At 62.0% G+C, this 24,302-nt stretch carries 21 protein-coding genes, 1 tRNA gene and 1 riboswitch; of the genes, 12 read left to right on the top strand and 10 right to left on the bottom strand.

All coding sequences use genetic code 11. The features are described from left to right. Positions 1-66 precede the first annotated feature (66 nt). Positions 67-1,695 (bottom strand): glucose-6-phosphate isomerase, encoded by a 1,629-nt coding sequence (pgi, locus tag E9677_RS04105; RefSeq protein WP_136556788.1) that lies wholly within the window; start codon positions 1,693-1,695, stop codon positions 67-69. A 102-nt stretch (positions 1,696-1,797) separates the two neighbouring features. Beyond that, positions 1,798-3,504 (bottom strand): long-chain fatty acid--CoA ligase, encoded by a 1,707-nt coding sequence (locus E9677_RS04100; RefSeq protein ID WP_136557193.1) that lies wholly within the window; start codon positions 3,502-3,504, stop codon positions 1,798-1,800. Between the two features lie 230 nt (positions 3,505-3,734). Here E9677_RS04100 and E9677_RS04095 point away from each other — a divergent pair, with 230 nt between their 5' ends. Beyond that, the gene (locus E9677_RS04095) at positions 3,735-4,130 is read left to right on the top strand and encodes a PRC-barrel domain-containing protein (protein WP_136556787.1); all 396 of its coding nucleotides are present in this window, start codon (positions 3,735-3,737) and stop codon (positions 4,128-4,130) included. A gap of 234 nt (positions 4,131-4,364) precedes the next feature. Here E9677_RS04095 and E9677_RS04090 read toward each other — a convergent pair. From E9677_RS04090 to E9677_RS04080, 3 genes are all read right to left on the bottom strand, one after another. Beyond that, positions 4,365-4,440: transfer RNA gene (locus E9677_RS04090), tRNA-Thr, on the bottom strand. Between the two features lie 126 nt (positions 4,441-4,566). Beyond that, a complete protein-coding gene (locus E9677_RS04085) occupies positions 4,567-5,628 on the bottom strand; it encodes a DUF1176 domain-containing protein (protein WP_136556786.1) in 1,062 nt (353 codons plus the stop codon). Positions 5,629-5,676: 48 nt separating this feature from the next. Next, positions 5,677-6,636, bottom strand: coding sequence for an NAD(P)H-dependent flavin oxidoreductase (locus tag E9677_RS04080; protein WP_136556785.1), 960 nt, complete (start codon positions 6,634-6,636; stop codon positions 5,677-5,679). Between the two features lie 269 nt (positions 6,637-6,905). On the opposite strand from E9677_RS04080, the gene E9677_RS04075 reads away from it, so the two are divergent. Continuing rightward, positions 6,906-8,099 carry a hypothetical protein gene (locus E9677_RS04075; protein ID WP_136556784.1) on the top strand — a complete coding sequence of 398 codons (1,194 nt, stop codon included), beginning with the start codon at positions 6,906-6,908 and terminating at the stop codon, positions 8,097-8,099. A gap of 37 nt (positions 8,100-8,136) precedes the next feature. On the opposite strand, the gene ppk2 is transcribed toward E9677_RS04075, so the two are convergent. Next, positions 8,137-9,018: a polyphosphate kinase 2 gene (ppk2, locus tag E9677_RS04070; protein ID WP_168801111.1), complete on the bottom strand. Its 882-nt coding sequence runs from the start codon at positions 9,016-9,018 to the stop codon at positions 8,137-8,139. Between the two features lie 198 nt (positions 9,019-9,216). Here ppk2 and phoR point away from each other — a divergent pair, with 198 nt between their 5' ends. The 7 genes from phoR (at position 9,217) to phoB (ending at position 16,874) form a co-directional block, all read left to right on the top strand. Further along, positions 9,217-10,473, top strand: coding sequence for a phosphate regulon sensor histidine kinase PhoR (phoR, locus tag E9677_RS04065; protein ID WP_136556782.1), 1,257 nt, complete (start codon positions 9,217-9,219; stop codon positions 10,471-10,473). A 187-nt stretch (positions 10,474-10,660) separates the two neighbouring features. Next, positions 10,661-11,701, top strand: a complete 1,041-nt coding sequence (locus E9677_RS04060; RefSeq protein ID WP_136556781.1) for a substrate-binding domain-containing protein — start codon at positions 10,661-10,663, stop codon at positions 11,699-11,701. A gap of 69 nt (positions 11,702-11,770) precedes the next feature. Next, on the top strand, positions 11,771-13,231 hold the full coding sequence (pstC, locus tag E9677_RS04055; RefSeq protein ID WP_136556780.1) for a phosphate ABC transporter permease subunit PstC: 1,461 nt from the start codon (positions 11,771-11,773) through the stop codon (positions 13,229-13,231). Beyond that, positions 13,228-14,583, top strand: a complete 1,356-nt coding sequence (gene pstA / locus E9677_RS04050) for a phosphate ABC transporter permease PstA (protein ID WP_136556779.1) — start codon at positions 13,228-13,230, stop codon at positions 14,581-14,583. Before pstC ends, pstA begins: the two co-directional genes overlap by 4 nt. Before the next feature lie 36 nt (positions 14,584-14,619). After that, the gene (gene pstB, locus E9677_RS04045; protein ID WP_235882867.1) at positions 14,620-15,405 is read left to right on the top strand and encodes a phosphate ABC transporter ATP-binding protein PstB; all 786 of its coding nucleotides are present in this window, start codon (positions 14,620-14,622) and stop codon (positions 15,403-15,405) included. A 46-nt stretch (positions 15,406-15,451) separates the two neighbouring features. Beyond that, positions 15,452-16,165: a phosphate signaling complex protein PhoU gene (gene phoU, locus E9677_RS04040; RefSeq protein WP_136556777.1), complete on the top strand. Its 714-nt coding sequence runs from the start codon at positions 15,452-15,454 to the stop codon at positions 16,163-16,165. 25 nt (positions 16,166-16,190) lie between these two features. After that, entirely contained in the window at positions 16,191-16,874 is a 684-nt protein-coding gene (gene phoB, locus E9677_RS04035; RefSeq protein ID WP_076391845.1) for a phosphate regulon transcriptional regulator PhoB, read from the top strand. 125 nt (positions 16,875-16,999) lie between these two features. Here phoB and E9677_RS04030 read toward each other — a convergent pair whose 3' ends face one another. Then, positions 17,000-17,536: a GcrA family cell cycle regulator gene (locus E9677_RS04030; protein WP_136557192.1), complete on the bottom strand. Its 537-nt coding sequence runs from the start codon at positions 17,534-17,536 to the stop codon at positions 17,000-17,002. A 447-nt stretch (positions 17,537-17,983) separates the two neighbouring features. Between E9677_RS04030 and E9677_RS04025 the strand changes: the two genes are divergently transcribed. The 3 genes from E9677_RS04025 (at position 17,984) to E9677_RS04015 (ending at position 21,230) form a co-directional block, all read left to right on the top strand. After that, positions 17,984-19,186 carry an aspartate aminotransferase family protein gene (locus tag E9677_RS04025; protein WP_136556776.1) on the top strand — a complete coding sequence of 401 codons (1,203 nt, stop codon included), beginning with the start codon at positions 17,984-17,986 and terminating at the stop codon, positions 19,184-19,186. A gap of 16 nt (positions 19,187-19,202) precedes the next feature. Next, entirely contained in the window at positions 19,203-20,120 is a 918-nt protein-coding gene (argF, locus tag E9677_RS04020; RefSeq protein ID WP_136556775.1) for an ornithine carbamoyltransferase, read from the top strand. Positions 20,121-20,240: 120 nt separating this feature from the next. Continuing rightward, positions 20,241-21,230 carry an Hsp33 family molecular chaperone gene (locus E9677_RS04015; protein ID WP_136556774.1) on the top strand — a complete coding sequence of 330 codons (990 nt, stop codon included), beginning with the start codon at positions 20,241-20,243 and terminating at the stop codon, positions 21,228-21,230. A gap of 92 nt (positions 21,231-21,322) precedes the next feature. Here E9677_RS04015 and E9677_RS04010 read toward each other — a convergent pair whose 3' ends face one another. From E9677_RS04010 to E9677_RS04000, 3 genes are all read right to left on the bottom strand, one after another. Next, on the bottom strand, positions 21,323-22,267 hold the full coding sequence (locus tag E9677_RS04010) for an MYG1 family protein (protein ID WP_136556773.1): 945 nt from the start codon (positions 22,265-22,267) through the stop codon (positions 21,323-21,325). 80 nt (positions 22,268-22,347) lie between these two features. After that, entirely contained in the window at positions 22,348-22,740 is a 393-nt protein-coding gene (gene apaG, locus E9677_RS04005; RefSeq protein WP_136556772.1) for a Co2+/Mg2+ efflux protein ApaG, read from the bottom strand. 193 nt (positions 22,741-22,933) lie between these two features. Then, positions 22,934-24,112, bottom strand: a complete 1,179-nt coding sequence (locus E9677_RS04000) for an O-succinylhomoserine sulfhydrylase (RefSeq protein ID WP_136556771.1) — start codon at positions 24,110-24,112, stop codon at positions 22,934-22,936. A 45-nt stretch (positions 24,113-24,157) separates the two neighbouring features. Beyond that, a riboswitch (SAM riboswitch) is annotated at positions 24,158-24,236 on the bottom strand. Between the last annotated feature and the right edge of the window lie 66 nt (positions 24,237-24,302).

The following is a 24,302-nucleotide window of genomic DNA, read 5'->3' as shown; positions in this document are numbered from 1 at the left end:
ACAACCTAGCAGGGAATCGTTAAAACTTCCAGATGCCGCATCAGATGGGAGTTCATTGCTCGCAACTCACCCCTTCTTCCGCTCCGCCAACGCCGAGACCAGCCCCACCGTCGAGCTGTCATGCCCGGTCGCTGCGACCTTGCCCTGAACCACCGGCAACAGTCCCGTCGCCAGTTCCTTGCCGAGTTCCACGCCCCACTGGTCGAAAGAATTGATGCGGAAGATCACGCCTTCGACGAAGACGCGGTGTTCGTAGAGCGCGATCAGGCGGCCGAGGGTGTGGGGGGTGAGCTGGTCGTAGACGAAGGTGATCGAGGGGCGGTTGCCGGAGAAGACGCGGTGGGGCGCGAGGAAGTCGGCTTCCGTATCGGCAACACCCTTGGCGGTCAGCTGGGCTTTGGCCTCGGTGAGCGTGCGGCCCTTCATCAGGGCTTCCGACTGGGCGAGGCAATTGGCGATCAGGAGCTCGTGCTGGTGGCGCAGTTCCGGCTCGAAGCCGTTGGCGGCGATCATGAATTCGGCCGGGATGACGCTCGTGCCCTGGTGGATGAGCTGGTAGAAGGCGTGCTGGCCATTGGTGCCGGGTTCGCCCCAGACGACAGGACCGGAAGCGCCCTGAACCGGCTTGCCGTCGATGGTGACGCTCTTGCCGTTCGATTCCATGTCGAGCTGCTGCAGATAGGCCGGAAAGCGCGACAGGCGCTGGTCATAGGGCAGGATGGCGCGTGTCGGGTAGTTCAGAACCTTGCGGTGATAGACACCGAGTGCGCCGAGCAGCATCGGCAGGTTCTGCCGGAACGGGGCATTACGGAAATGTTCGTCCATGGCATGGGCGCCGGCGAGGAAGTCGCCGAAGTTTTTGGCGCCGATGGCGATCATCAGCGGCAGGCCGATGGCCGACCAGATCGAATAGCGCCCGCCGACCCAATCCCAGAATCCGAAGACGCGGGCCTCGTCGATGCCGAAAGCTGCGACCTTGTCGAGCGCGGTGGAGACGGCGCAGAAGTGGTGGCCGACGGCAGCTTCGCCGAGCGCATCGGCGACGAACGCGCGCGCCGTCTGCGCGTTGGTCATTGTTTCTATTGTTGTGAAAGTCTTCGACGCCACGATGAAGAGGGTGGTCGCGGCATCAAGCGTCTTCAGCGTGTCGGCGATATGCGCGCCGTCGATGTTGGAGACGAAATGCAGGCGCGGGCCGTCACGGAAGGGGGCGAGCGCCAGCGTCGCCATGACAGGGCCGAGATCGGAGCCGCCGATGCCGATATTGACGACATCGGTGATGGCCTTGCCGGTGGCACCTTTCAGCGTACCCGTGCGGATGCCATCAGCGAACTGGCCCATGGCCTCCAGCACGCCGTTGACGTCGGGCATGACGTCGCGACCGTCGACCAGCACGGGCCGGTTGGAGCGGTTGCGCAGCGCGGTGTGCAAAACGGCACGGCCCTCGGTGAAGTTGATCGGGGCACCTGAGAACATCTCGTCGCGTTTGGTGGAGACGCCGGCGGCCGTGACCAGTTGCTCCAGCAGAGCGAGCACCTCGTCGTTCACGGCACATTTGGAATAATCCATCAACAAGTCGTCGAGCGAGGCCGAAAATCGGCTGAATCGCTGCGGATCGGCCGCAAATGCGGCGCGCAGGTCTTCAGCATGGGTGGCAGCGACCGTGCTCGTCAGTGTGTCGATGATGGATTGCATCGGAATGTCCCTGGTTCGGCGATGATGCCGGGGACCTTATTAGCGACTTGAGACGGGATCAAGACGAAGGGGAGGCTCACGCCTCCCCGAATTTAAATCGATTTATTTTCCGTCGCGCAATTCGCGCCGCAGGATCTTGCCGACATTGGTTTTCGGCAGTTCCGAACGGAACTCGATATAGCGCGGCCGCTTGTAGTTGGTGAGGTTCGCGGCGCAATGGGCCTTCAGCTCGTCGATGGTGAGGTTTTCGTCCTTCTTGACCACGAAGAGCTTCACGGCTTCGCCCGAATGCTCGTCCGGCACGCCGACGGCGGCGCATTCGAGAACGCCGGCATGCATGACGGCCACTTCCTCGATCTCGTTCGGATAGACGTTGAAGCCGGAGACGAGGATCATGTCCTTCTTGCGATCGACGATTTTCACATAGCCACGTTCGTCCATCAGGCCCATATCGCCGGAGCGGAAGAAGCCGTCATCGCTCATGACTTTGGCTGTCTCTTCTGGACGCTGCCAATAGCCCGCCATGACCTGCGGACCGCGGATGCAGATCTCGCCCACGTCGCCGACCGGCAGCGTATTGCCGTCCTCGTCGCGGATCTCGATGTCCGTCGAGGGCAGCGGCAGGCCGATCATGCCGGTGAACTCACGGGCATCGAGACGGTTGACGGTTGCGACCGGAGAGGTCTCGGATAGGCCGTAGCCTTCGGTGATTGGACGTCCCGTCATCTCCAGCCAGCGTTCGGCCACCGGCCGCTGGATCGCCATGCCGCCGCCGAGCACGAGCATCAGCGAGGAAAAGTCGAGCTTCTTGAATTCCGGATTGTTCATCATCGCGTTGAACAGCGTGTTGAGGCCCGGAAAGACATGCGACCTGAAGCCCTGCAGCTCCTTGATGAAACCCGGAATGTCGCGCGGATTGGCGATCAGCAGGTTGTGGCCACCGAGTGCCACGCCCATCAGCGAATTCACGGTGAGGGCGAAGATATGGTAGAGCGGCAGCGCGCAGACGAAGTTCAGGACTTCGGGCCGCGATTGGCCCGCGAAGGCGGCTTCGAGCCAGAGCGCGATCTGCTGCTTGTTGGCGAGCAGATTGGCATGGGTGAGCGTCGCACCCTTGGAAACGCCGGTCGTGCCGCCGGTATATTGCAGGAAGGCGACGTCATCAGACGCCACGTCGACGGGCTTCAGCGCAAGCTTCTCGCCTTCCGACAGCATGGCCTTGAAGTTCGTGTGGCCGGGGATCGACCAGGCAGGCACGAGCTTTTTGACCTTGCGCACGACGAGATTGACGATGTGGCCCTTCAGGCCCAGCATATCCCCCATGGCGCAAACCACGACATGCTTGACGTCGGTGCGGGCGACGACCTGTTCGACGGTATGGGCGAAGTTTTCAAGAACCACGATCGCCTTGGCGCCGGAATCCTTGAGCTGGTGTTCGAGTTCGCGCGGCGTGTAGAGCGGGTTGACGTTCACCACGATCATCCCGGCGCGCAGGATGCCATAAACCGCGACCGGGTTCTGCAGGATGTTCGGCGTCATGACAGCGACGCGGTCGCCTTTGACAAGCCCCTTCGACTGCAGCCAGGCCCCGACCTTGCGCGACTGCTGCTCGAGTTCGCGGAAGGTCATTCCGCGGCCCATGCTGGAGAAGGCCAGCCTGTCGGCGAATTTGGCGCAGCTCGCTTCGAAAAGCGCACCCAGCGATTGATGGGCATGCGGTGCGATCTCGGCCGGCACGGAGGCCGGATAGGACTTCACCCAGATCTTCTCGGCGGCGCGGCCGCTGAGGCGGCTCATAGTTTCCGTCATCATGTTCCTCCCGAAACTCTCGTTGTCTGCATGCCCGTCTCGGGGCCGATTCCTCCTCAGGTCCCGAAAGCTTTATGCGTTCCCACGCCGGCAGTGCAACTGTGGAAAGGCTATCTAACCTTGACGTAAACGTCAACAATCCTGTCGGGCCTTCACGGCGCTTTGAGAGGAACCATGCACCAGCGCCGGCCGTTACCTCTTCATCGACAACCAACAAGGAGGATATCCCAATGTTGCAGGAAAATCGAACCGCCACCAGTGGCCAGGATCCCTATGTCAAGGATACCCCGAACTTGATCGCCAGCGACAAGGTTGAAGGCACAGCCGTTTATGGCCGCGATGGCGGGCGCATCGGCTCGGTCCAGCGTGTCGTTCTCGAAAAGCGCGGCGGCCGGGTGGCCTATGCGGTCCTGAGCTTCGGCGGTTTCTGGGGTATCGGTGACGACTATTACCCACTGCCCTGGGAAAAGCTGACCTATGACGAGAGCCTCGACGGCTATCGCATCGATCTCACCAAGGAGCAGGTCGAAGCTGCGCCGAAACATGGTGACGACAGCGAAGACTGGTACCGCAACAACGGCCGCTCGGTCTACGATTACTACGGCGTTCCGCCGTACTGGATCTGATCCCGCCGAATTGAGACGGTGATCGAAGGGCCTCGCCACGCGGGGCCCTTTTTCCATGCGGAGGACAGCGTCGAGGGATTATATGGACGGCAGCGTAATCGCGCTGCAGCAGGAGAGACGTCAATCAACCCGCCCGAGCCCGTACTAAAGTTTACGGCACTCGCGCCCGACGGCGCTCATGGCACAGAAAGCCTTAGCGGGGAAGGGGATCTTGCTGAAACTTGCTGGGAAAACTGGTGCCGCTTGCAGGACTCGAACCTGCGACCCCATCATTACGAATGATGTGCTCTACCACCTGAGCTAAAGCGGCCAGCGCTGGACCGGGAAAAATCCCCGTCGCGTTTGGTGAGGGGCTGATACAGGGATTGCCAGCTGATTTCAAGACGCATTTCGGCAGCCGGGCAAAAATTCACCGGCCGCCATCGTGCATGCGCTTCTAGTCGAGCGGCCAGGTCTTCGGCCAGTTCTCCACATCGACGGTGTCGTTCTCGTTGAACTCCGAAGGGCAGTCTTGAAAAGCCTCTTCAATCAGCACCAATTGCGGCCCGACCCCGCTCTCGACGAGCTTCCATTGGCTGATGGTGCCGCAGTCGCCGACGCCGCGGCCCTTGAAGAAGGCGGAGAAGGTCTTTGCCTCGTGGTCATAGTCGAGATTGAAGGCAACGGTCGCGGCGCTCGGCGCGCCATCCTGCATCATTGGAAAGGCGAGCGTGCTGACACTGCCATAGCTGTCGAGGAAGACCGCATAGGGGAAGTTGTAGGCCCCGCCCATGCCGCACGGCGTGACATAAAGTGTCTGTTCGCTGCCGAGCTTGTGGGCGAGCGCATTGCCGCCCAGCATGCTTTCTTCCGTGTCGGCGCATTCGCCACTGGCGGTGAACCGCCCGCGCACAGCCTCGGGAAAATCTGCGAAGCGGCGGATGTCGGAGACCGGCGGGGCCGGGTTGGGCGCCTTGTCGCCCTTGGCGCTCATCGCGTCCACATGGCCGACGCGTTTCTGGTATTCGTCGATGAAGAGCAGGCTGGCTGCAGCACCCGCAAGCGTGACATCGCCTTCGACGGTCCTCGTGCCGCGCGTGATGGTGATCGTTGCGGTGGTCCCGTCCTTCAGGCTGTCGATCAACCCGCTGCCGATGAAGTCGCCGGAAATCGAAAGCGTGGCGGCATTCGGGTCTGCTACGATATCTGAGTTCGGGATCGTCACCGATTGTGCGCCGTCGAAGGTTATGCTGGCCTGTAGGTCACCATCGCCTTCGACGATCGCGCTGTCGCTCGGGGACAGGACCAGGACGACCGGTGCCTCCGGTCCGCCCGCGCGCTGAAGTTCGAAGCCGGACAGGCCGTTGTCGGACAGGAATTGGCGCATGCTGCAGGAAAGTGTCTGGCTGCAGAGCACCTGCCAGGATCTGAACTCCTTGAAAGCGCCGTCAGCGGCAAACACCGGCAAGGTGGCGCCGAGAAACACGGCGAGCGTCAGGGTGGTTCGAGACAAGGTCATGGCATCCCCGCAAAAATCGATTCGGCGGGGACGCTAGCAGGGGTGGCTTCAGCCGCAAATCGCCTTTTTTGCGCCGATATATTCCCGCTCCAGCCGATCGACCACAGCGGCCACCGGTTCGACGGCCTTGACGGCGCCGATACCCTGGCCGCAGCCCCAGATGTCCTTCCAGGCCTTGGCGCCGGTGGTCGCCTTGTCGAAGTCCATCTTCGACGGATCCGCCTCCGGCAGATTGTCCGGATCGAGGCCGGCAGCCGCGATCGAGGGCTTCAGGTAGTTGCCGTGGATGCCGGTGAAATAGTTGGAGTAAACAATGTCATTGGCATGGGCGTCGACGATCGCCTGCTTGTATTCGGCCGACGCACGCGCCTCTTCGGTCGCGATGAAGGGCGAGCCGATATAGGCCATGTCGGCCCCCATCGCCTGGGCCGCGAGGACCGCACCGCCATTGGCGATGGCGCCCGCGAGCAGCAGCGGGCCGTCGAACCATTCGCGGATTTCCTGGACGAGGGCAAAAGGCGAAAGCGTGCCGGCATGGCCGCCAGCACCGGTCGCGACCGCGATCAGGCCGTCAGCGCCCTTGCGGATCGCCGAATTGGCGTGGCGGTTGTTGATCACGTCATGCAATACGATCCCGCCATAGGAATGCACGGCGGCATTCACCTCCGGCACGGCGCCGAGCGAGGAGATCACGATTGGAACCTTGTATTTGACGCACATCATCAGGTCGTGCTCGAGCCGCTTGTTCGACATGTGCACGATCTGGTTGACGGCAAACGGGGCGGCCGGGCGGTCGGGGTTCTTCGCGTTGTGGGAGGCGAGGTCCTCGGTGATTTCGGCGAGCCACTCGTCGAGCTGGGCCTCGGGCCGGGCATTGAGCGCCGGAAAGGAGCCGACAATGCCGGCCTTGCACTGGGCCAATGTCAGTTTCGGATGTGATATGATGAAGAGCGGTGAGGCGACGACGGGTAGCCTCAGATTGTCTTTCAGGATCGGCGGCAGGGCCATCACTTCACCTCCCAGGAAGTTTACGTTTACGCAAACGTCAAATATCAGATCCTTCACCGAGAGGAAAGCCGGACTGCACAATTCGCGCGATGAACAGGAGAAACCGCCTTCGTTCCCGCTCGCACGGGCGGGACGATCCGGCCTCATTCCTGTGTTTATTGCGCTGCATACGGGTTTTCCGGGCTTGTGCTGGAAAAATCGAGCGTTTACCGAATCTAAACGATGATTGCGATGTGGCTTGGGCGACCCCCGAAGGAGTATGGCGGCCAATGAGTGGATTGGAAACGGCCATCAGGAACGCGCTCGAGCGTTCCGACCGCGCCAATGCGGAGACGCGCGCTCGCGTCTATCAGTCGGCGCGTCAGGCCCTGGAGACGGGCCTTGGCAAGCAGAACATCGATGATCCGGAAGTGATCAATTATCAGCGGCGCCGGCTGGAGGCGCTCATCCATTCGATCGAGCAGGAAGAGCGCGCCCGGCTGGAGATTAGGCCTGAGATATCTGCTCCCTCGGTTGCTGGCCCGTCTGCTGCCCCGGCTGCGCCGACGCCACGCGCCGCGCCGGAGCCGGCGATGGCACCGTCGTCAGAGCGTAGTGCCGGCCGCGTCGAGCCGGGTTTTGCATCTCTCGACCAGGCTGGCGGCCGAGGAGCGGGACAAGACGAGCCTTCGTTCGACGACGAGATCGAGATGTCACCCAGGGTGGCACGAGACGCCCATGCGAATGACGAAGGCCCCATGCCCGACATGCGCTCGGAGCGGCCACTGAAGGCGCCGCGCCGTCGACGCGGTCGTGTTGCGCGCCTGCTGATGCTTTCGGTCTTCGTCGCCACCTTCGGCATCGGCGCCTGGTGGGTCTACTCCTCCGGCCTGCTGCTGTCGGATGCGGAGCGCGATACCTCCGTGCCCAATCCGCCACCACGCGTCGAATCGGAAGATTTCACCGAGGCAACCGATCCCGCAGCGGAGCCCCAGGCTGCAGGGCCCCAGGCGCTCGATGCCCGCGGCGGCTTCTCCGACGACTGGATCGAGGTCTTCGAACCGCAGCAGGTCTCGGCGATCCGCCCGCGGGCCAATGCCCTCGTCGATATCGTCACGGCCAGCGATGGCAGTGCCGCACAAATCGTCTCGCGCAGCCGTGATGAAGCAGGGGCGGTCGAGGTGACCGTGCCGGCGGAAGTCCTGCGGGAGATGGCTGGCCGCACATCGACTATCGCGCTGACGCTGCAGTCGACGGACGACGATCCGGTCCAGATATCGGTGGAATGCGATTTTCCGCGCATGGGAGATTGTCCGCGCCATCGCTTCACGGTCAATCCGCAAAAGCTGGACGCGCTCTTCCGTGTGTCCTTCGACAATGGCATGGCGCCTTCCACGCCGGGGCGCCTGCTGATCAATGCCGACATCGAGGGCGGCGGACGCGGCGTCAATCTCTACGCTGTCCGGGTGCTGCCCGGACAGTGATCGCCTTGATCGGGCAGGGCGCCACCGAGAAGGGCCCTCAGCCCAGGAAGCCCGATCCGCTGCCGATGATCTTCTTGTCGATCTTGCCGATCTTCTCCAGATCCTTGCCTTCGTAGTCGAGCGACAGCAGCATGTGGCGGATCAGGTTTACGCGCGCCCGACGCTTGTCATTGGCATGCAGCACGGTCCAGGGCGCGCGGTCCGTATGCGTCTCCTTCAGCATCCGGTCGCGTTTCATGGTGTAGTCATCCCACTTGTTCAGGGCGGCGATGTCCATCGGCGACAGCTTCCAGCATTTCAGTGGATCGTGCCGGCGATCGTGGAAGCGCTTCAGCTGCATCTCCTGCCCGGTGTCCAGCCAGAACTTGAAGAAGCGGATGCCTTCCCGCTCGATCAGCTTTTCGAAGCGCGGAACCTGTTCGAGGAAGCTCTCATACTGTTCAGGCGTGCAGAAGCCCATGACCGGTTCGACGCCGGCGCGGTTGTACCAGGAGCGGTCGAAGAGGACGAATTCGCCGGCCGTCGGGAAATGCGAGATATAGCGTTGAAAATACCATTGGCCTCGTTCGGTTTCCGTCGGCTTGGTCAGGGCGACCACCCGGGCGGAGCGGGGGTTCATGTAGGACAGCGTCGCATGGATCGCGCCGCCTTTGCCCGCCGCATCACGGCCCTCGAACAGCGCCATGACCCGTTCGCCGGTCTTCTGCATCCAGAACTGCACCTTGACGAGCTCGATCTGTAGCTGCGTCAGCTCCGCGTCATAGTCTTTTTGGGAAAGCTTCTTGTCATAGGGAAAGCCGCCGGACTTCAACGCCTCGTCTTCGATCCAGTCCGGCAGGTCCGGGAGGTCGATATCGTAGACCCGTTGCTTGCCTCCGACCGTCAAGGTCACTGCCCGGCTTTCCGTCTGCGCGTCCATCGTCTTCCCCATTTGCGTTGTTCGATTTCTGCTACTTGAGCCTAAGCCGAAATGAAGTTCAAGCGGGTCGGTTCCAGGTCCAGTGGAATGGACGGGCGGGGATAAGCCCAGCGGTGCGATGGCAGAGTGGTGTAACTTCTGTCATGAATCGCAGCTATCAGGCATCCCATGACGACGAGGCGGAGCGCACGGCGCGCAATGACAGAAGACACGGACGACGGCTGGCGCGGTGACCTCAGGCGGATCCTTTCCGCCTGGATCTACGTTCTCGCAGCTGCAGTGCTGGCCATCGGCGCCTGGGCAACCGGGGCCGCGACTGGGTATGCCGTCACGCTCTTCGTGCTCCTTTTTCTTCTGGTGGTCTTCCGACAATTGCCGGAAGAAGCGGACCGCACGGCGATATCTCCGGCGCCCGTGATCGCTGGACCTGCCGCAGACCCGCTACCGCTCATCCTCGGCTCGCTCGACGCACTCGACATGCCGATCTTCGTGCTGAACGCGGCCTCCGAGCTGATTGCGGGGAACCGGGAGGCCGACAGGGTCTTCGGCGCTCCGCCGATCGGACTGCATGTTTCCACCCGCTGGCGCTCGCCCGGCATTCTCGACATGATCCGCGAGACGATCGAGACTGGCGAGCCAAACCAGATCGAGCATTCCGAGCGCCTGCCCTCGGAGCGGGTCTATATTGTCCGCGTCGCGCCCGTTCGTTCCGGTGAGGCGGAGACGACCCCGTATTTTCTCCTGTCTTTCCGCGATATTTCGGAATTGCGCCGCCTGGACCGCATGCGCAGCGACTTCGTCGCCAATGCGAGCCATGAACTGCGCACGCCGCTCGCCTCGCTGCGCGGTTTCATCGAGACGATGCAGGGGCCGGCGCGCGACGATGCGAAGGCCAAGGAGCGCTTCCTCGCCATCATGCTCGATCAGGCGAACCGCATGAGCCGCCTCGTCGATGATCTCCTGTCCCTGTCCCGACTGGAGCTGAAGGCCCATCTGCCGCCCGATCAGAAAGTGGAGCTGGCACCGATCCTCGGACATGTGCGCGACAGCCTTGCACCGCTCGCAGCCGACCTCGGGGTGGAGATCAGGCTGGATCTGCCCGAGGAGAAGGTCGAGGTGATGGGCGAGCGCGACGAACTGGTGCAAGTCTTCGAGAACCTGATCGAGAACGCCTGCAAATATGGTCAGGAAGGCAAGGTGGTCGAGGTCTCGCTGCGGCGAGATTTGGGCGGTGCGACGGAGGTGAGTGTGCGTGACCATGGTCCGGGCATTCCGGGCGAGCACGTGCCGCGCCTCACCGAGCGTTTCTATCGCGTCAATGTCGAGGACAGCCGCTCGAAAAAAGGGACAGGTCTGGGACTTGCGATCGTCAAACACATCCTCACCCGCCACCGTGCGCGGCTGATCGTGAAGTCCGCGCTCGGCTCCGGCAGCGAGTTTACGGTCCGGTTCTGACACAAAACCGCAATGATCGAGTCTTCGTGTTTCGCATGTGATTGTTTTTAATCACATTTCTTTGTCACAAATGTTTCACCCAACTGACATAAAAGCGTGAGCCTAGAGCCGCTAGAACGCAGCTGCCGACGCTTGGCAGACGCCGCGACGGCCGCAAAGACACACAAGCCCATCCTGGGAGATGATCATGAACGCTCTGAAACTTTCCGTAGCTGCCTTGGCGGCCTCTGTGGCCTTCGCCAGCGCTGCCGTTGCCCGCGACCAGGTCCAGGTTGCTGGCTCCTCCACCGTACTGCCCTACGCCGCGATCGTTGCCGAAGCCTTCGGCGAAAACACCGACTTCCTGACGCCTGTCGTTGAATCCGGTGGTTCTGGCGCCGGCCGCAAGAAGCTCTGCGAGGGCGTGGGCGAGAACACCATCGACATCGCAAACTCTTCGTCGCGCATCAGCAAGTCGGACATCGAACTCTGCGCCACCAACGGCGTGACCGACATCCAGGAAGTTCGCATCGGTTACGACGGCATCGTCTTCGCATCCGACATCAGCGGCCCGGAATACGCCTTCACCCCGTCTGACTGGCACAACGCTCTCGCTGCCAAGGTCGTCAAGGATGGCCAGCTGGTAGACAACCCCTACAAGGCCTGGAACGAAATCCGCGCCGACCTGCCGGCCCAGCCGATCCTCGCTTTCATCCCGGGCACCAAGCACGGCACCCGCGAAGTCTTCGACGAAAAGGTCATCATCGCTGGTTGCGAAGAAAACGGCACGTTCGAAGCCCTGAAGACCGCCAACAGCGGTGACGAAGATGCAGCCGAAGAGGCCTGCATGGCTCTGCGTACCGACGGCGTCTCCATCGACATCGACGGCGACTACACCGAGACGCTCGCTCGCGTCGACGCCAACAAGAACGGCATCGGCGTCTTCGGCCTGTCCTTCTACCAGAACAACACGGACAAGCTGCGCGTCGGCACCATGGGCGGTATCGTACCGTCTGTAGAGTCGATCGCTTCCGGCGAATACCCGGTTTCGCGTCCGCTCTACTTCTACGTCAAGAACGCGCACCTCGACGTCATCCCGGGTCTCCAGGAATATGTCGAGTTCTTCGTCTCCGACGAAATGGCCGGCCCGGATGGCCCGCTTGCTGCCTACGGTCTCGTTTCCGACCCGGAACTTGCCAAGACGCAGGAAGCCGTCAAGGCTCGCACGCCGATGGCACCGCTGAACTGATAGCTTCTTCTACAGCTGGCGGCGCCTTTGCGCCGCCAGTTCCCGTTTTTGGTCAGGGGTCTGGACGAGATGAGTGTCGGCATCATAGTTCTTGTCGTGGCAATGCTCGCGGCATTGGGTTTCTTTCTGGGCAGGCGCCGAGCGGTTGCCTTGTCTGATGAAAGCGGAAATAAGCTTCATTCTCTTGCTGGATACTACGGTCAGACGGTCGCCCTCTTCACGGCGGTCCCGGCGCTCGTTCTTTTGATGGCATGGCTCTTCGTGCAGCCGGTGATTGTTGAAAGCCGTGCCGATGCGATGATCCCGGACAGCGTAATCCCAGAGGGCGGTGCCCGCAGTCTGGTTATCTCGGATGTCCGTCGTATCGCCGACGGGCTGATCGCCGTGATGGCGAATACGGAGCTCAGCGCAAGCGCTCTGGTGGACGGCGAGGTGGACGTTACCACCATCCGCGCTCGTCTTGCCGAAGTGGGTGTGGCGCTGGCCGGTGACGTTCCCCCTGAGGTCTTCGAGGCGGCGAAGGTCTACAGCGCGGAGAGCAGGTATGGATCCATGGCGATGTCCGTGGCAGTGCTTGCACTGGCGGTCGGCATGGGGCTCTGGTCCTTTATGCGGATCCGGACCGACATGCGTGCCCGCAATATCAGCGAGAGTTTCGTCAAGGCTTTGCTGATCGGTTCCTCCAGCGTCGCCATCCTGACGACCGTTGGTATCGTGTGGTCGCTCGTCTTCGAAACGATCAATTTCTTCGGGATGTATCCCGCCTCCGAATTCTTCTTCTCGACGGTTTGGAATCCGCAATTCCGCGGTGGCTCGACGCTCGGCATCCTGCCTCTCCTCTGGGGAACGCTTTACGTGTCCTTCGTGGCCCTGCTGGTCGCAGTCCCGATCGGCCTGATGATCGCCATCTATCTCGCCGAGTATGCCGGCAAGTCCCTGCGCAATTTCGCCAAGCCGGCGATCGAGGTGCTCGCCGGTATCCCGACCATCGTCTACGGTCTCTTCGCCCTGATCACGGTTGGCCCGCTGCTGCGTGACTATCTCGCCCAGCCCCTCGGCCTCGGCTCATCGTCATCGTCCGTCCTGACCGCCGGCCTGGTCATGGGCATCATGATCATCCCCTTCGTCAGCTCGCTGTCGGATGACATCATCAACGCGGTGCCGCAATCGCTCCGTGACGGCGCCTACGCGCTCGGCGCAACGCAGTCGGAAACCATCAAGCAGGTTATTCTGCCGGCGGCCCTCCCAGGTGTCGTCGGGGCCATCCTGCTGGCCGCCAGCCGCGCCATCGGTGAAACCATGATCGTGGTTCTCGGTGCCGGTGCTGCCGCCAGACTGGACCTAAACCCCTTCCAGGCGATGACGACGGTGACCGTCAAGATCGTCAGCCAGTTGACGGGCGACACGGAATTCGCAAGCCCCGAGACGCTTGTGGCATTTGCCCTCGGCCTCACACTTTTCGTCATCACGCTCGGCCTGAACATCGTGGCCCTCATCATTGTGCGCAAATACCGGGAGCAGTACGAATGACCGACGTCTCCGCATTCGACGCCGTCGCAAAACCTATTCAGCCGAAGTCGATCCTTGCACCCGATGCTCGCACCCGCCGTCGCAACGCTTCTGAGGCGCGCTTCAGGCTCATGGGCCTGATCGCCGTGACGATCGGGGTTCTGACCCTGGTCGGCCTGCTCACATCGATCCTGTCGAACGGTCTCTCGTCGTTCAGCCAGACCTATATCAGCCTCGACGTCAATCTGGACGCCGCGCGCCTTGACAAGGAAGGCACGCGCGATCCCGCGAACATCGCCAAGGTTTCGACCTTCGGCTATCTGCCGCTGATCGAAACAGCTCTGGCCGACGCGATGTCGGCGAAAGGTATCGCGATCGACGGCATGAACGCCAAGGCGGCCTCGGAGATTATCTCCAAGGAAGCGCCGGCGAGCCTGCGCAATTATGTCATCGCCAATCCGACCTCGATCGGCGAGACCGTCACCTTCAATCTTCTGGCGTCCGGACGTATCGACGGCTACTACAAGGGCCGGGTGACGATGGAGAGTGCCGCGCTCGATCGCAACACTTCCCCGGAACAACTGCAATTGGCCGACCGGCTGAAAGAGGCAGGCGTTCTGGTCACGAAATTCAACTGGGATTTCTTCACCGCCCCGGACGCATCCGATACGCGTCCCGAGGCGGCCGGTCTCGGGGTGGCCATTCTCGGTTCGGCCTACATGATGCTGATCGTGCTCGTCCTGTCTCTGCCGCTCGGCGTGGCCGCATCGATCTATCTGGAAGAGTTTGCGCCGCAAAACTGGTTCACCGATCTGATCGAGGTCAATATCGCCAACCTGGCGGCCGTTCCCTCCATCGTGTTCGGCATCCTGGGCCTCGCGGTGTTCATCAACTATGTCGGTTTGCCGCAGTCGGCGCCGGTGGTCGGTGGTCTCGTCCTCACGCTGATGACCTTGCCGACGATCATCATTGCCACCCGTGCCGCCCTCAAGGCAGTGCCGCCTTCGATCCGCGATGCGGCACTCGGCGTCGGCGCGTCCAAGATGCAGTCGATCTTCCATCACGTGCTTCCGCTCGCCATGCCGGGCATCTTGACCGGAACCATCATCGGTCTGGCCCAGGCACTCGGTGAAACCGCACCGCTTCTGCTGATCGGCATGGTCGCCTTCGTGCGTGAATATCCGGCCGGTCCGCCGGACGGGTTCTTCGATCCGGCCTCTGCGCTTCCCGTGCAGGTCTACAACTGGACCCAGCGCGGCGACCCTGCCTTCGTTGAGCGCGCATCCGGCGCCATCATCGTCCTGCTGGTTTTCCTGGTCATGATGAATTTGATCGCAATCGTTCTTCGTCGCCGCTTCGAGCGTCGTTGGTAAAGGGGGTGTATGATGATGAACAATCTCTCGACTAAGATGACCACGACGAAAGCGCCAACCATGACTGAACCCAAGATTACCGCACGGACCGTCCAGGTCTTTTACGGCGAAAAACACGCTCTGAAGGACGTCCAGATCGACATTCGTCCGCGCTCCGTAACCGCATTCATCGGTCCGTCCGGCTGTGGGAAGTCGACTTTCCTGCGGTGCATCAACCGCATGAACGACACCATTGCGAGCTGCCGTGTCGAGGGACGTATCCTGATCGACGGCGAAGACATCTATGACAGCAAGGTGGATCCGGTGCAGCTTCGCGCCAAGGTTGGAATGGTCTTCCAGAAGCCGAATCCATTTCCAAAGTCGATTTATGAAAACGTCGCATATGGCCCGCGGATCCACGGCCTGGCCCGGAACAAGGCGGAACTCGACGAGATCGTCGCCAGCGCATTGCAGAAGGCCGGCCTCTGGAACGAGGTCAAGGATCGTCTGGACTCCGCCGGCACCGGCCTGTCCGGCGGTCAGCAGCAGCGCCTGTGCATCGCACGCGCCGTGGCTGTCAGCCCCGAAGTCATCCTGATGGACGAGCCCTGCTCGGCGCTCGACCCGATCGCGACCGCCAAGGTCGAGGAACTGATCCACGAACTGCGCGAGAACTTCACGATCGTCATCGTGACGCACTCGATGCAGCAGGCTGCACGCGTCTCCCAGCGCACCGCCATGTTCCACCTCGGTGAGTTGGTCGAGGAGAACGACACCGACAAGATGTTCACCAATCCGGATGACCAGCGCACCCAGGATTACATCATGGGCCGCTTCGGCTGAGCCGCGACGTCATCCACGGTTGAACTCAATTTCAAGGACGTTTCAAATGGGCTCCACTCACATCTACACGGCCTTCGACGATGAACTGAAGTTCCTGATGCGCCGCATTTCCGAAATGGGCGGCCTCGCGGAACAGATGGTCGCCGAAAGCGTGCGTTCGCTGGTCAATTCCGACGCGGCACTGGCGCAGAAAGTCATCTCCGATGACGTGCTCATGGACGCCATGGAGCGCGAGATCGGTGACAAGGCCATCGTCACGATCGCAAAACGCCAGCCGGTCGCCTCCGACCTGCGCGAAATCATCGGCGCGCTGCGCATCGCTGCCGACCTCGAGCGCGTCGGCGATCTCGGCAAAAGCAATTCCAAGCGCGTAGTCGCCATTCAGGCGACTGGCGTGCCGCGCAAGCTCGCCCGTGGTCTCGAACATCTCTCCGATCTGGCACTGGCCCAGCTCAAGGAGGTGCTCGACGTCTACACGACGCGCTCGCCCGAAAAGGCCAAGTCGATCCGCGATCGCGACGAGGAGATCGATGCGATCTACACCTCGCTGTTCCGCGAACTTCTGACCTACATGATGGAAGATCCGCGCAACATCACGAGCTGCACGCATCTTCTGTTCTGCGCGAAGAACATCGAGCGCATCGGCGATCACGCGACGAACATCGCCGAGACGATCTATTACATGGCGACCGGTGCCCAGCCGGAAGGTGAGCGGCCGAAGGAAGATCTGACGTCTTCCGTCGGTGCGATCACCGAGTGACGTTGACCAGCGAGGTTGGTGTTTGATGCAGCCGAAGATTGCCGTGGTGGAAGACGAGGAGGCCCTGTCGGTCCTCCTGCGCTACAACCTTGAAGCCGAGGGATATGAAGTCGAGACGATCCTGCGGGGCGACGAGGCCGAAATCCGCTTGCAAGAGCGGGTTCCGGATCTCCTGATCCTCGACTGGATGCTCCCCGGTGTCTCGGGCATCGAACTCTGCCGGCGCCTGCGCGTCCGCCCCGAAACCGAGCGCCTGCCGATCATCATGCTGACGGCCCGTGGCGAGGAAAGCGAGCGGGTGCGCGGCCTGGCGACGGGTGCGGACGACTATGTCGTGAAGCCATTCTCGACGCCGGAACTCATGGCTCGGGTCAAGGCCATGCTTCGGCGCGCCAAGCCGGAGGTTCTCTCCAGCGTCCTGCGCTGTGGGGACATCGAGCTCGACCGCGAGACCCATCGTGTTCATCGCAAGAGCCGCGAGGTTCGTCTCGGTCCGACGGAATTCCGTCTCCTGGAATTCCTCATGGCGTCCCCTGGGCGCGTCTATTCCCGTTCCCAGCTGCTGGATGGCGTCTGGGGGCACGACATCTATGTCGACGAGCGTACCGTCGACGTGCATGTCGGTCGTCTGCGCAAGGCGCTGAACTTTTCCAACATGCAGGATGTCATCCGCACCGTCCGTGGTGCGGGCTATTCCATGGAAGCCTGAACAGGCTCGTTTAGGATTTAAGGGTCGCACGGATCATCCGCTGCGGCCCTTTTCCGTTTCAGTCTAAAGCTCAAAAGAAAACGGGCCCCGAAGGACCCGTTGCATGTCTCGATCTCGCCGTTGGATCAGCGCGCGGCCTTGCGGCGTTCGCTGACAGGCTGGTAGGCGAGCTTCGCGTGATAGGTGCAGTAAGGCGCGCTATCGGAGATTTCGCAGCCGCAGAAGTGGAAATCGTCCTTCATCGGATCACCGATCGGCCACTTGCAAGTGCGCTCGGTCAGTTCCGTCAGAACGAGCCTGCGCGAGATCGGCACAACGACGTTTAGCGAACGACGAACTTCGACTTCTTCGTAGGCCTCTACCTCGACCTCTTCCTTGAGCATCGTGGCGCCGGCAGCGCGAGCTACGGTCCGGGTGGTCGTGTTGGTCGCCGGACGGTTCTGGAAGGTGGTTGGGCGCTGGGTCTGTGCCGGACGCTTGGCCGGCCGGGCTGCAGACGAGCTGCCGCCTGCCTTGGCGCGGCCCGGAAGGTTGAGGCGGTGAACCTTGCCGATGACGGCATTTCGGCTCACGCCACCGAGTTGTGCTGCGATCTGGCTTGCGCTGAGGCCTTCGGCCCACAGGCGCTTCAGTCTTTCGACCCTGTCGTCACTCCATTGCATAGTCGTCATGCCAATTCTCTCCGCCGCTCGCGTCTGTCATGGCAGAATCCGTCACCCCTGCTTCGAACGAATCCGAAACATAACCGCCTCGTTACTGTCGGTGAGCACTTCCGCCGCATGCAATCTATTAATGAAATTTAACCTAGAGGTCGGCTGACTCCGTGACAAGAGTCGCGGGAATCATCTGGAATCGATTTCGCGGTTTTCCCCAACTTGCTTCCCGAGTGAGTCAAGTATGCAACAGGTGGAATCTTGATCCGGGAGCCTTCGGCACGCATCGGATGAATCCGCATTGACTCCCGCGTTTTCCGCGGAAATCGTTGACATACCAAGGGTGAATGCCGATAGTGCCCCCGCCGCCGCAAGGCGGCATTTTTAATTTTTCCGGGGCCTCGTGCAGGCCGCGCCGTCCCGTGTGACGGATTGTCGAGAAGGATCGTGAACGCCATGGCCGAAGCTACGCCGCTCTACCAGACCTACAATCGGGCGCCGCTGCGTTTCGAGCGAGGTGAGGGCGTCTGGTTGGTGACGGAAAGCGGCGAGCGTTATCTCGACTTCGCAGCCGGTGTCGCCGTGACCTCTGTCGGTCATGGTCATCCGCATGTCGTCGGCGCGCTGAAGGATCAGGCGGACAAGGTCTGGCATCTGTCGAACCTTTATGAAGTGCCGGGCCAGGAAGTACTGGCCAAGCGCCTGACGGACGTGACCTTTGCCGATCGCGTCTTCTTTACCAATTCGGGTGCGGAAGCGCTCGAATGCGCGATCAAGACCGCCCGCCGCTACCACTTCGCCAAGGGGAACCCGGAAAAATTCCACATCATCACGATGGAAGGCGCCTTCCATGGCCGCACCATCGCGACGATCGCGGCAGGCGGGCAGGAGAAGTATCTCGAAGGCTTCGGCCCCAAGGCGCCCGGTTTCGACCAGGTGCCGTTCGGTGACCTCGATGCAGTCAAGGCCGCGATCACCGAGGCAACGGCCGGCATCCTCGTCGAGCCGGTCCAGGGCGAGGGCGGTATCCGTCCGATCCCGGTCGAAATGCTGCGGGCGCTGCGTGAACTCTGTGACGAGCATGGCCTGCTGCTGATCCTCGATGAAGTGCAGTGCGGCGTCGGCCGCACGGGGAAGCTCTTCGCTCATGAATGGGCCGGCATCACGCCGGACCTAATGGCGGTCGCCAAGGGCATTGGCGGGGGCTTCCCGCTCGGTGCCTGCCTCGCGACGGAAGAGGCCGCTTATGGCATGAAACCCGGCACGCATGGCTCCACCTATGGCGGCAACCCGCTCGGTATGGCCGTCGGCAATGCCGTGCTCGACGTCGTACTGGCCGATGGCTTCCTCGACAATGTCCGGGATACGGCACTCGTCTTCCGCCAGGGGCTGGCTTCGCTCAAGGACCGTTACCCCGACGTGATCGAGGAGGTGCGCGGCGAGGGCCTGATGCTCGGCATCAAGGCCAAGGTTCCGAACACCGATCTTCTGATGGCCATGCGCGACGAACATCTGCTCGGTGTCCCCGCAGGCGACAACGTCATCCGTCTTCTTCCTCCGCTGACGGTGACGGCGGAAGAGGCGCGCGACGGTCTCGCCCGCATCGAGCACGCAGCCGAACGCATCCGTGCCAAGGCCGCAATTGCAGCGTCTGCTTAAGACAGGATCTTCTTCTATGGCATCTTCCAAGCATTTTCTCGATCTCTCTGCCATGACGTCAGGAGACCTGCGCAGCATTCTCGAAGACGCAAAGACCCGCAAGCAGGCGACCAAGTCCGGCACAGCCGACAAGCCGCTTGCCGGCAAGATGCTCGCGATGATCTTCGAGAAGCCGTCGACCCGCACGCGCGTTTCCTTTGATGTCGGCATGCGCCAGCTCGGGGGCGAGACATTGTTCCTCTCCGGCACCGAAATGCAGCTCGGCCGCGCCGAGACGATCGGCGATACCGCCAAGGTTCTGTCGCGCTATGTCGATGCGATCATGATCCGCACGACCGACCATGCCCGCCTTCTGGAGATGGCGGAGCACGCGACGGTGCCTGTGATCAACGCCCTGACGGATATGACGCATCCATGCCAGATCATGGCCGACATCATGACGATCGAGGAGCATCGCGGCCCGGTCACGGGCAAGACGCTGGCCTGGACGGGCGATGGCAACAATGTCCTGCATTCGCTGGTCGAGGGCGCTGCGCGCTTCGGCTACAAGATGAACATGGCCGTGCCGCTCGGCTCCGAGCCCGACGACAAGATCCTCAACTGGGCCCGCAACAATGGCGGCGAGATCATGCTCTGCCATGACGCCGATCGTGCGGTTGCCGGCGCGGACGCCGTGATCACCGACACCTGGGTCTCCATGAACCAGGAGCACAAGGCACGCGGCCACAACGTCTTCCAGCCTTTCCAGGTCAATGCGGAGCTGATGAAGAAGGCAAAGGACGAAGCGCTCTTCCTGCACTGCCTGCCGGCCCATCGCGGCGAGGAAGTGACCGACGAGGTGATCGACGGCGCGCAATCCGTGGTCTTCGACGAGGCCGAGAACCGACTGCATGCGCAGAAGTCGATCCTTGCATGGTGCCTCGGCGCCATCTGAGGCCGGTTTCCGGGCCTTGCCGTCAGGCTTGACGTTTGGCGCAGGTGATCCCATCTGTGCCCTTTCTGATCGGGCCGCCCAGGCCAAGCGTATGGCGCCTCGTGTGCCGGGAGTACATTCATGGCGATGAGACAAGCAGAACTCGGCGAATTCGGTTTCGCCGGCGACGATCGTGTGGTCCCCTTCCAGGTGGAGGGCCTCGACGTGCGCGGTCGCGCCGTGCAGCTCGGACCGCTGATCAACACCATCCTGGACCGTCACGCTTATCCGGCGCCGGTGGCGCGGCTTCTGGCCGAAGCGATCGTGCTGACGGTGCTCATCGGCACCTCGCTGAAGTTCGAAGGCAGGTTCACGGTCCAGACCAAGGGCGACGGGCCGGTTGACCTGCTGGTCGCCGACTTCACCTCGCCCGAAAGCGTGCGCGCCTATGCCCGGTTCGACGAGCAGGCCGTGGCGGATGCCGTGGCCGAGGGACGGGCTTCGCCGGAACAACTGCTCGGTGCGGGTGTGCTCGCCTTCACCATCGACCAGGGCTCCTTCATGCAGCCGTATCAGGGCATCGTGCCGCTCGACGGGACGTCGCTCGAGGACATTGCCGGGGTCTATTTCCGCCAGTCGGAACAGATCCCAACCAGGGTGCGCCTCGGCGCTGCCGAACTCTTCGACCGGGACGAGAACGGCAAGCCGCGCCGCACATGGCGGGCCGGCGGCCTGATCGCGCAGTTCCTGCCCGAAGCGCCCGAGCGTATGCGCCAGCCGGATCTGCATGGCGGTGACGGCGACGACCGCCACACGGATCTGCATGGCGACGAAGCTTGGGACGAGGCTCGCATGCTGGTCGACACGATCGATGCGGACGAGCTGACCGATCCCCAGGTCGGCATCGAACGGCTGCTCTTCCGCCTGTTCCATGAACGCGGCGTACGGGCCTATGAACCGCAAGCCGTGCATGATCGCTGCAGCTGCTCGCGCGAGCGTCTGAAGGGCGTTCTCCAAGGCTTCACGGCCGAGGAGATCGAAGCGAGCACAGAAGACGGGCAGATCACGGTCTCGTGCGAATTCTGCTCGACCGATTATCATTTCGAGCCGGGCGAACTCACACCGGCTTGAGGCCGAGATGAGGACCGATGTGGAAAAGGCCGGAGCGATCCGGCCTTTTTGCTATCCGGCTATGGCTTTCGCCTCGCATTTTGGCGGCTCGATCAGGCCTTGGCTTCCGCCTTGGGCGCCGCAAGCGCTTCAGCGACAGCGATCTCCGCCATCGCGAGGATCGCATCGTGCGACCTTGCCGCCGCGATGAAGCGGCCATTGTGGCAGAAGCTTGCCCCTTCGACGCCACAGACCGCTTCGAGGTCGCCATTGCTCAGTCCCGCCCATGCGGCAGGCAGGTCAGCCCGCTGCTCGAAACTGTCTTCCGATTTGCGGATACCGGTGATGCACCAGTCCTTGTCGCGCGGATGCACGACGAAGAGCAGATGGTCCGCGCCCGCCTTCACGATCGCGGGACGGAAGGGCATGCCCATCTGCAGTTCCAGAACGCGGCGATCACCTGTGGCGGCGATCGCATCGAGGACCATGCTCTCGGCCCGGAGCTTCGAGGCCCGTTGCGCGATGCCGGCTTCGACGATGGCGCGAGCGATGGAAAGCGCCGCCTGAAAACCCCGATCATCAGAGCCGGGTGCCTTGTCGTCGAAGACGGGCTTCAGGGTTTCCAGCAGGCTCGGCAAGGTGAGGTCAGCCAGTGGTCCTGCGGTTGCGGGGCTGAGAGCGCCATTGTCCAGGAGGTCGACCGGCAGTACGAACTTCGTATCGAAGCCCTGATGCACCGCTTCGACATGACCAGACGGAACGCCGAGAGCGGCGAGATAGTCTTTTCCGTAGTGCTTCCAGACGAGGCCGAAGGAGCTGTAAGGCTGGCCATCGTCCCTGAGCGGCGCCCCGCGCTGATGGTGATCGAAGATCCGGGCATTCGCATCATAGGCGCCGCCGACATCGTAGATGATACGGTCTGTAGCGGGCGCGATCCATTCGGGCGCGCGGCTGCGCACGACAGTCGCATCGGGATAGAGGCGCGTCAGGATGACGGACGACAGCAATTCGTCGGCATGGAAGCCACCACTATGGGTGACGAGATACTGAATGCTCATGCCGGTAGATGCCTCTGGATGGTGTCGCGGACAGGACCACTCAGATAACGGCTGCTGACACGCAACTCAACTGCCAATCGTCAATTGAGAGTGCGGACCATACCCGGGCTGTCCAGCGAGAAGGCGGGGATCTCGACATCGAAGGCCTCGCCGTCGTCGGTCTCCATGCGATAGGTGCCATGCATCATGCCGGACGGCGTATCGAGCGGGCAGCCGGATGAGTATTCGTAAGTGTCGCCCGGATCGAGGCGTGGCTGTTCGCCGACGACGCCTGGGCCGCTCACTTCGTCCACCTGACCGTTCTGATCGGTGATATGCCAGTACCGAGATGTAAGGCGGACGGTTTTCGCCGAGTGATTGGAGATCACGATCCGGTAACCCCAGACGTAGCGGCTGTCGTCCGGGTCAGACTGTTCTTCGAGATAGTAAGGTTCGACGAGAACCTCTATGTCCCGTGTCAGTGCGCGATACATGCATGGACCCTGCGAAAGCTTGCCTTCATTCCCATAGACATGGCGTTCTTTGTGGCGGCAACAAGATCCGCCGTGGAACGTCACAGTGCTTTGAAGGGATAACGACGCAGCCCGTCGCGTCAAGGGCAGGGTTTCAGTCGCGACGCCCCCCGCGACTGATATTTTTTGTATGCCGAAGCGCCAGAGCGCCGGCTCAGATGCCCTTGAACGCCTTTTCGAAGTCCTCGATCAGGTCCTGCGTGTCCTCGATCCCGCAGGACAGACGGACGGTGCCGCCCGAAATCCCGAGCTCGGCGCGCGCCTCGTCTGTGAGGTTCTTGTGGGTCGTGGTGGCGGGGTGGGTGATCAGGCTCTTGGCGTCGCCGAGATTGTTGGAGATCTTGATGATCTCCAGCGCATTCTGCAGCTTGAAGGCCGCTTCCTTGCCACCCTTGAGCTCGAAGCACACGAGCGTCGAGCCGCCGGTCATCTGCTTGGCGATGATATCGGCCTGCGGATGGTCCTTGCGTCCGGGATAGATAACCTTGGCGACGGCACTCTGCTCCGCGAGGAAATCGGCGATGGCCGCGGCGGTACTGGTCTGCTGCTTGACGCGCAGCGGCAATGTCTCGACGCCCTTGAGCAATGTCCAGGCATTGAAGGGCGACATGGCGGGGCCGGTATGGCGGAAATAGTCGTGCAGGTTCTCGTCGATCCATTCCTTCGACGACAAGACGACGCCGCCGAGGCAGCGGCCCTGGCCATCGATATGCTTGGTCGCGGAATAGACGACGACATGCGCGCCGAGTTCGAGCGGCTTCTGGAAGAGCGGGGTGGCAAACACGTTGTCGACGATCAGCTGGGCGCCGATGTGGTCGGCAAGCTTGGCGACGCCGGCGACGTCGATCACTTCGAGCGTCGGGTTGGTCGGGCTTTCGAGGAACATGACCTTGGTGTTCTGGCGGATCGCGGCTTCCCAATTGGCGAGGTCGCGACCGTCGACCAGCGTGCATTCGACGCCGTAACGGGGCGCCAGCGTCTCGACGACATAGCGGCAGGAGCCGAACAGCGCGCGGGCCGCAACGATATGGTCGCCGGCCTTGACCTGGCAGAGCACGGCGGCGGCAACGGCGGCCATGCCCGACGCCATCGCGCGGGCATCCTCGGCACCTTCCATCATGCACATGCGCTTTTCGAACATGTCATTGGTCGGGCTGCCATAGCGGGCATAGATATAGCCGTCATTCTCACCCTTGAAGCGGGCTTCCGCCGCTTCCGAGCTTTCATAGACGAAGCCCTGGGTGAGGAAGATCGCTTCGGACGTCTCGCCATAGGGAGAGCGCAGCGTGCCGCCATGGACGAGTTGGGTTGCCGGGCGCCAGTTCTTGCTCATTTACGTGCCTTTCGAACACAAAAAAACCGGTCGCGTGAACGGACCGGTTTCGTAAACCCGGTCTATTTAGCCACTTGTTTAACGTGGCTGCAAGCCGACCGGCCAAATCACCACGGGATAAGGCTGCAATTACGCTCTTGCGGCCCTTGCGTCAATTGGTGGGCTTTGGTTTTGTCGAGCCCAAACAGGA

The sequence above is a fragment of the Peteryoungia rhizophila genome, from assembly GCF_004912145.1.
Taxonomy (GTDB): domain Bacteria; phylum Pseudomonadota; class Alphaproteobacteria; order Rhizobiales; family Rhizobiaceae; genus Allorhizobium; species Allorhizobium rhizophilum.
Note: the sequence above shows the minus strand (reverse complement) of the source record. Positions and strands in the feature narration are given on the sequence as shown.

Excerpts from the sequence above, each read along its gene's own strand:
- pgi (WP_136556788.1), bottom strand. The coding sequence starts at position 1,695 with ATGCAATCCATCATCGACACACTGACGAGCACGGTCGCTGCCACCCAT.
- E9677_RS04100 (WP_136557193.1), bottom strand. The coding sequence starts at position 3,504 with ATGACGGAAACTATGAGCCGCCTCAGCGGCCGCGCCGCCGAGAAGATC.
- E9677_RS04095 (WP_136556787.1), top strand. The coding sequence starts at position 3,735 with ATGTTGCAGGAAAATCGAACCGCCACCAGTGGCCAGGATCCCTATGTC.
- E9677_RS04085 (WP_136556786.1), bottom strand. The coding sequence starts at position 5,628 with ATGACCTTGTCTCGAACCACCCTGACGCTCGCCGTGTTTCTCGGCGCC.
- E9677_RS04080 (WP_136556785.1), bottom strand. The coding sequence starts at position 6,636 with ATGGCCCTGCCGCCGATCCTGAAAGACAATCTGAGGCTACCCGTCGTC.
- E9677_RS04075 (WP_136556784.1), top strand. The coding sequence starts at position 6,906 with ATGAGTGGATTGGAAACGGCCATCAGGAACGCGCTCGAGCGTTCCGAC.
- ppk2 (WP_168801111.1), bottom strand. The coding sequence starts at position 9,018 with ATGGACGCGCAGACGGAAAGCCGGGCAGTGACCTTGACGGTCGGAGGC.
- phoR (WP_136556782.1), top strand. The coding sequence starts at position 9,217 with ATGACAGAAGACACGGACGACGGCTGGCGCGGTGACCTCAGGCGGATC.
- E9677_RS04060 (WP_136556781.1), top strand. The coding sequence starts at position 10,661 with ATGAACGCTCTGAAACTTTCCGTAGCTGCCTTGGCGGCCTCTGTGGCC.
- pstC (WP_136556780.1), top strand. The coding sequence starts at position 11,771 with ATGAGTGTCGGCATCATAGTTCTTGTCGTGGCAATGCTCGCGGCATTG.
- pstA (WP_136556779.1), top strand. The coding sequence starts at position 13,228 with ATGACCGACGTCTCCGCATTCGACGCCGTCGCAAAACCTATTCAGCCG.
- pstB (WP_235882867.1), top strand. The coding sequence starts at position 14,620 with ATGACCACGACGAAAGCGCCAACCATGACTGAACCCAAGATTACCGCA.
- phoU (WP_136556777.1), top strand. The coding sequence starts at position 15,452 with ATGGGCTCCACTCACATCTACACGGCCTTCGACGATGAACTGAAGTTC.
- phoB (WP_076391845.1), top strand. The coding sequence starts at position 16,191 with ATGCAGCCGAAGATTGCCGTGGTGGAAGACGAGGAGGCCCTGTCGGTC.
- E9677_RS04030 (WP_136557192.1), bottom strand. The coding sequence starts at position 17,536 with ATGCAATGGAGTGACGACAGGGTCGAAAGACTGAAGCGCCTGTGGGCC.
- E9677_RS04025 (WP_136556776.1), top strand. The coding sequence starts at position 17,984 with ATGGCCGAAGCTACGCCGCTCTACCAGACCTACAATCGGGCGCCGCTG.
- argF (WP_136556775.1), top strand. The coding sequence starts at position 19,203 with ATGGCATCTTCCAAGCATTTTCTCGATCTCTCTGCCATGACGTCAGGA.
- E9677_RS04015 (WP_136556774.1), top strand. The coding sequence starts at position 20,241 with ATGGCGATGAGACAAGCAGAACTCGGCGAATTCGGTTTCGCCGGCGAC.
- E9677_RS04010 (WP_136556773.1), bottom strand. The coding sequence starts at position 22,267 with ATGAGCATTCAGTATCTCGTCACCCATAGTGGTGGCTTCCATGCCGAC.
- apaG (WP_136556772.1), bottom strand. The coding sequence starts at position 22,740 with ATGTATCGCGCACTGACACGGGACATAGAGGTTCTCGTCGAACCTTAC.
- E9677_RS04000 (WP_136556771.1), bottom strand. The coding sequence starts at position 24,112 with ATGAGCAAGAACTGGCGCCCGGCAACCCAACTCGTCCATGGCGGCACG.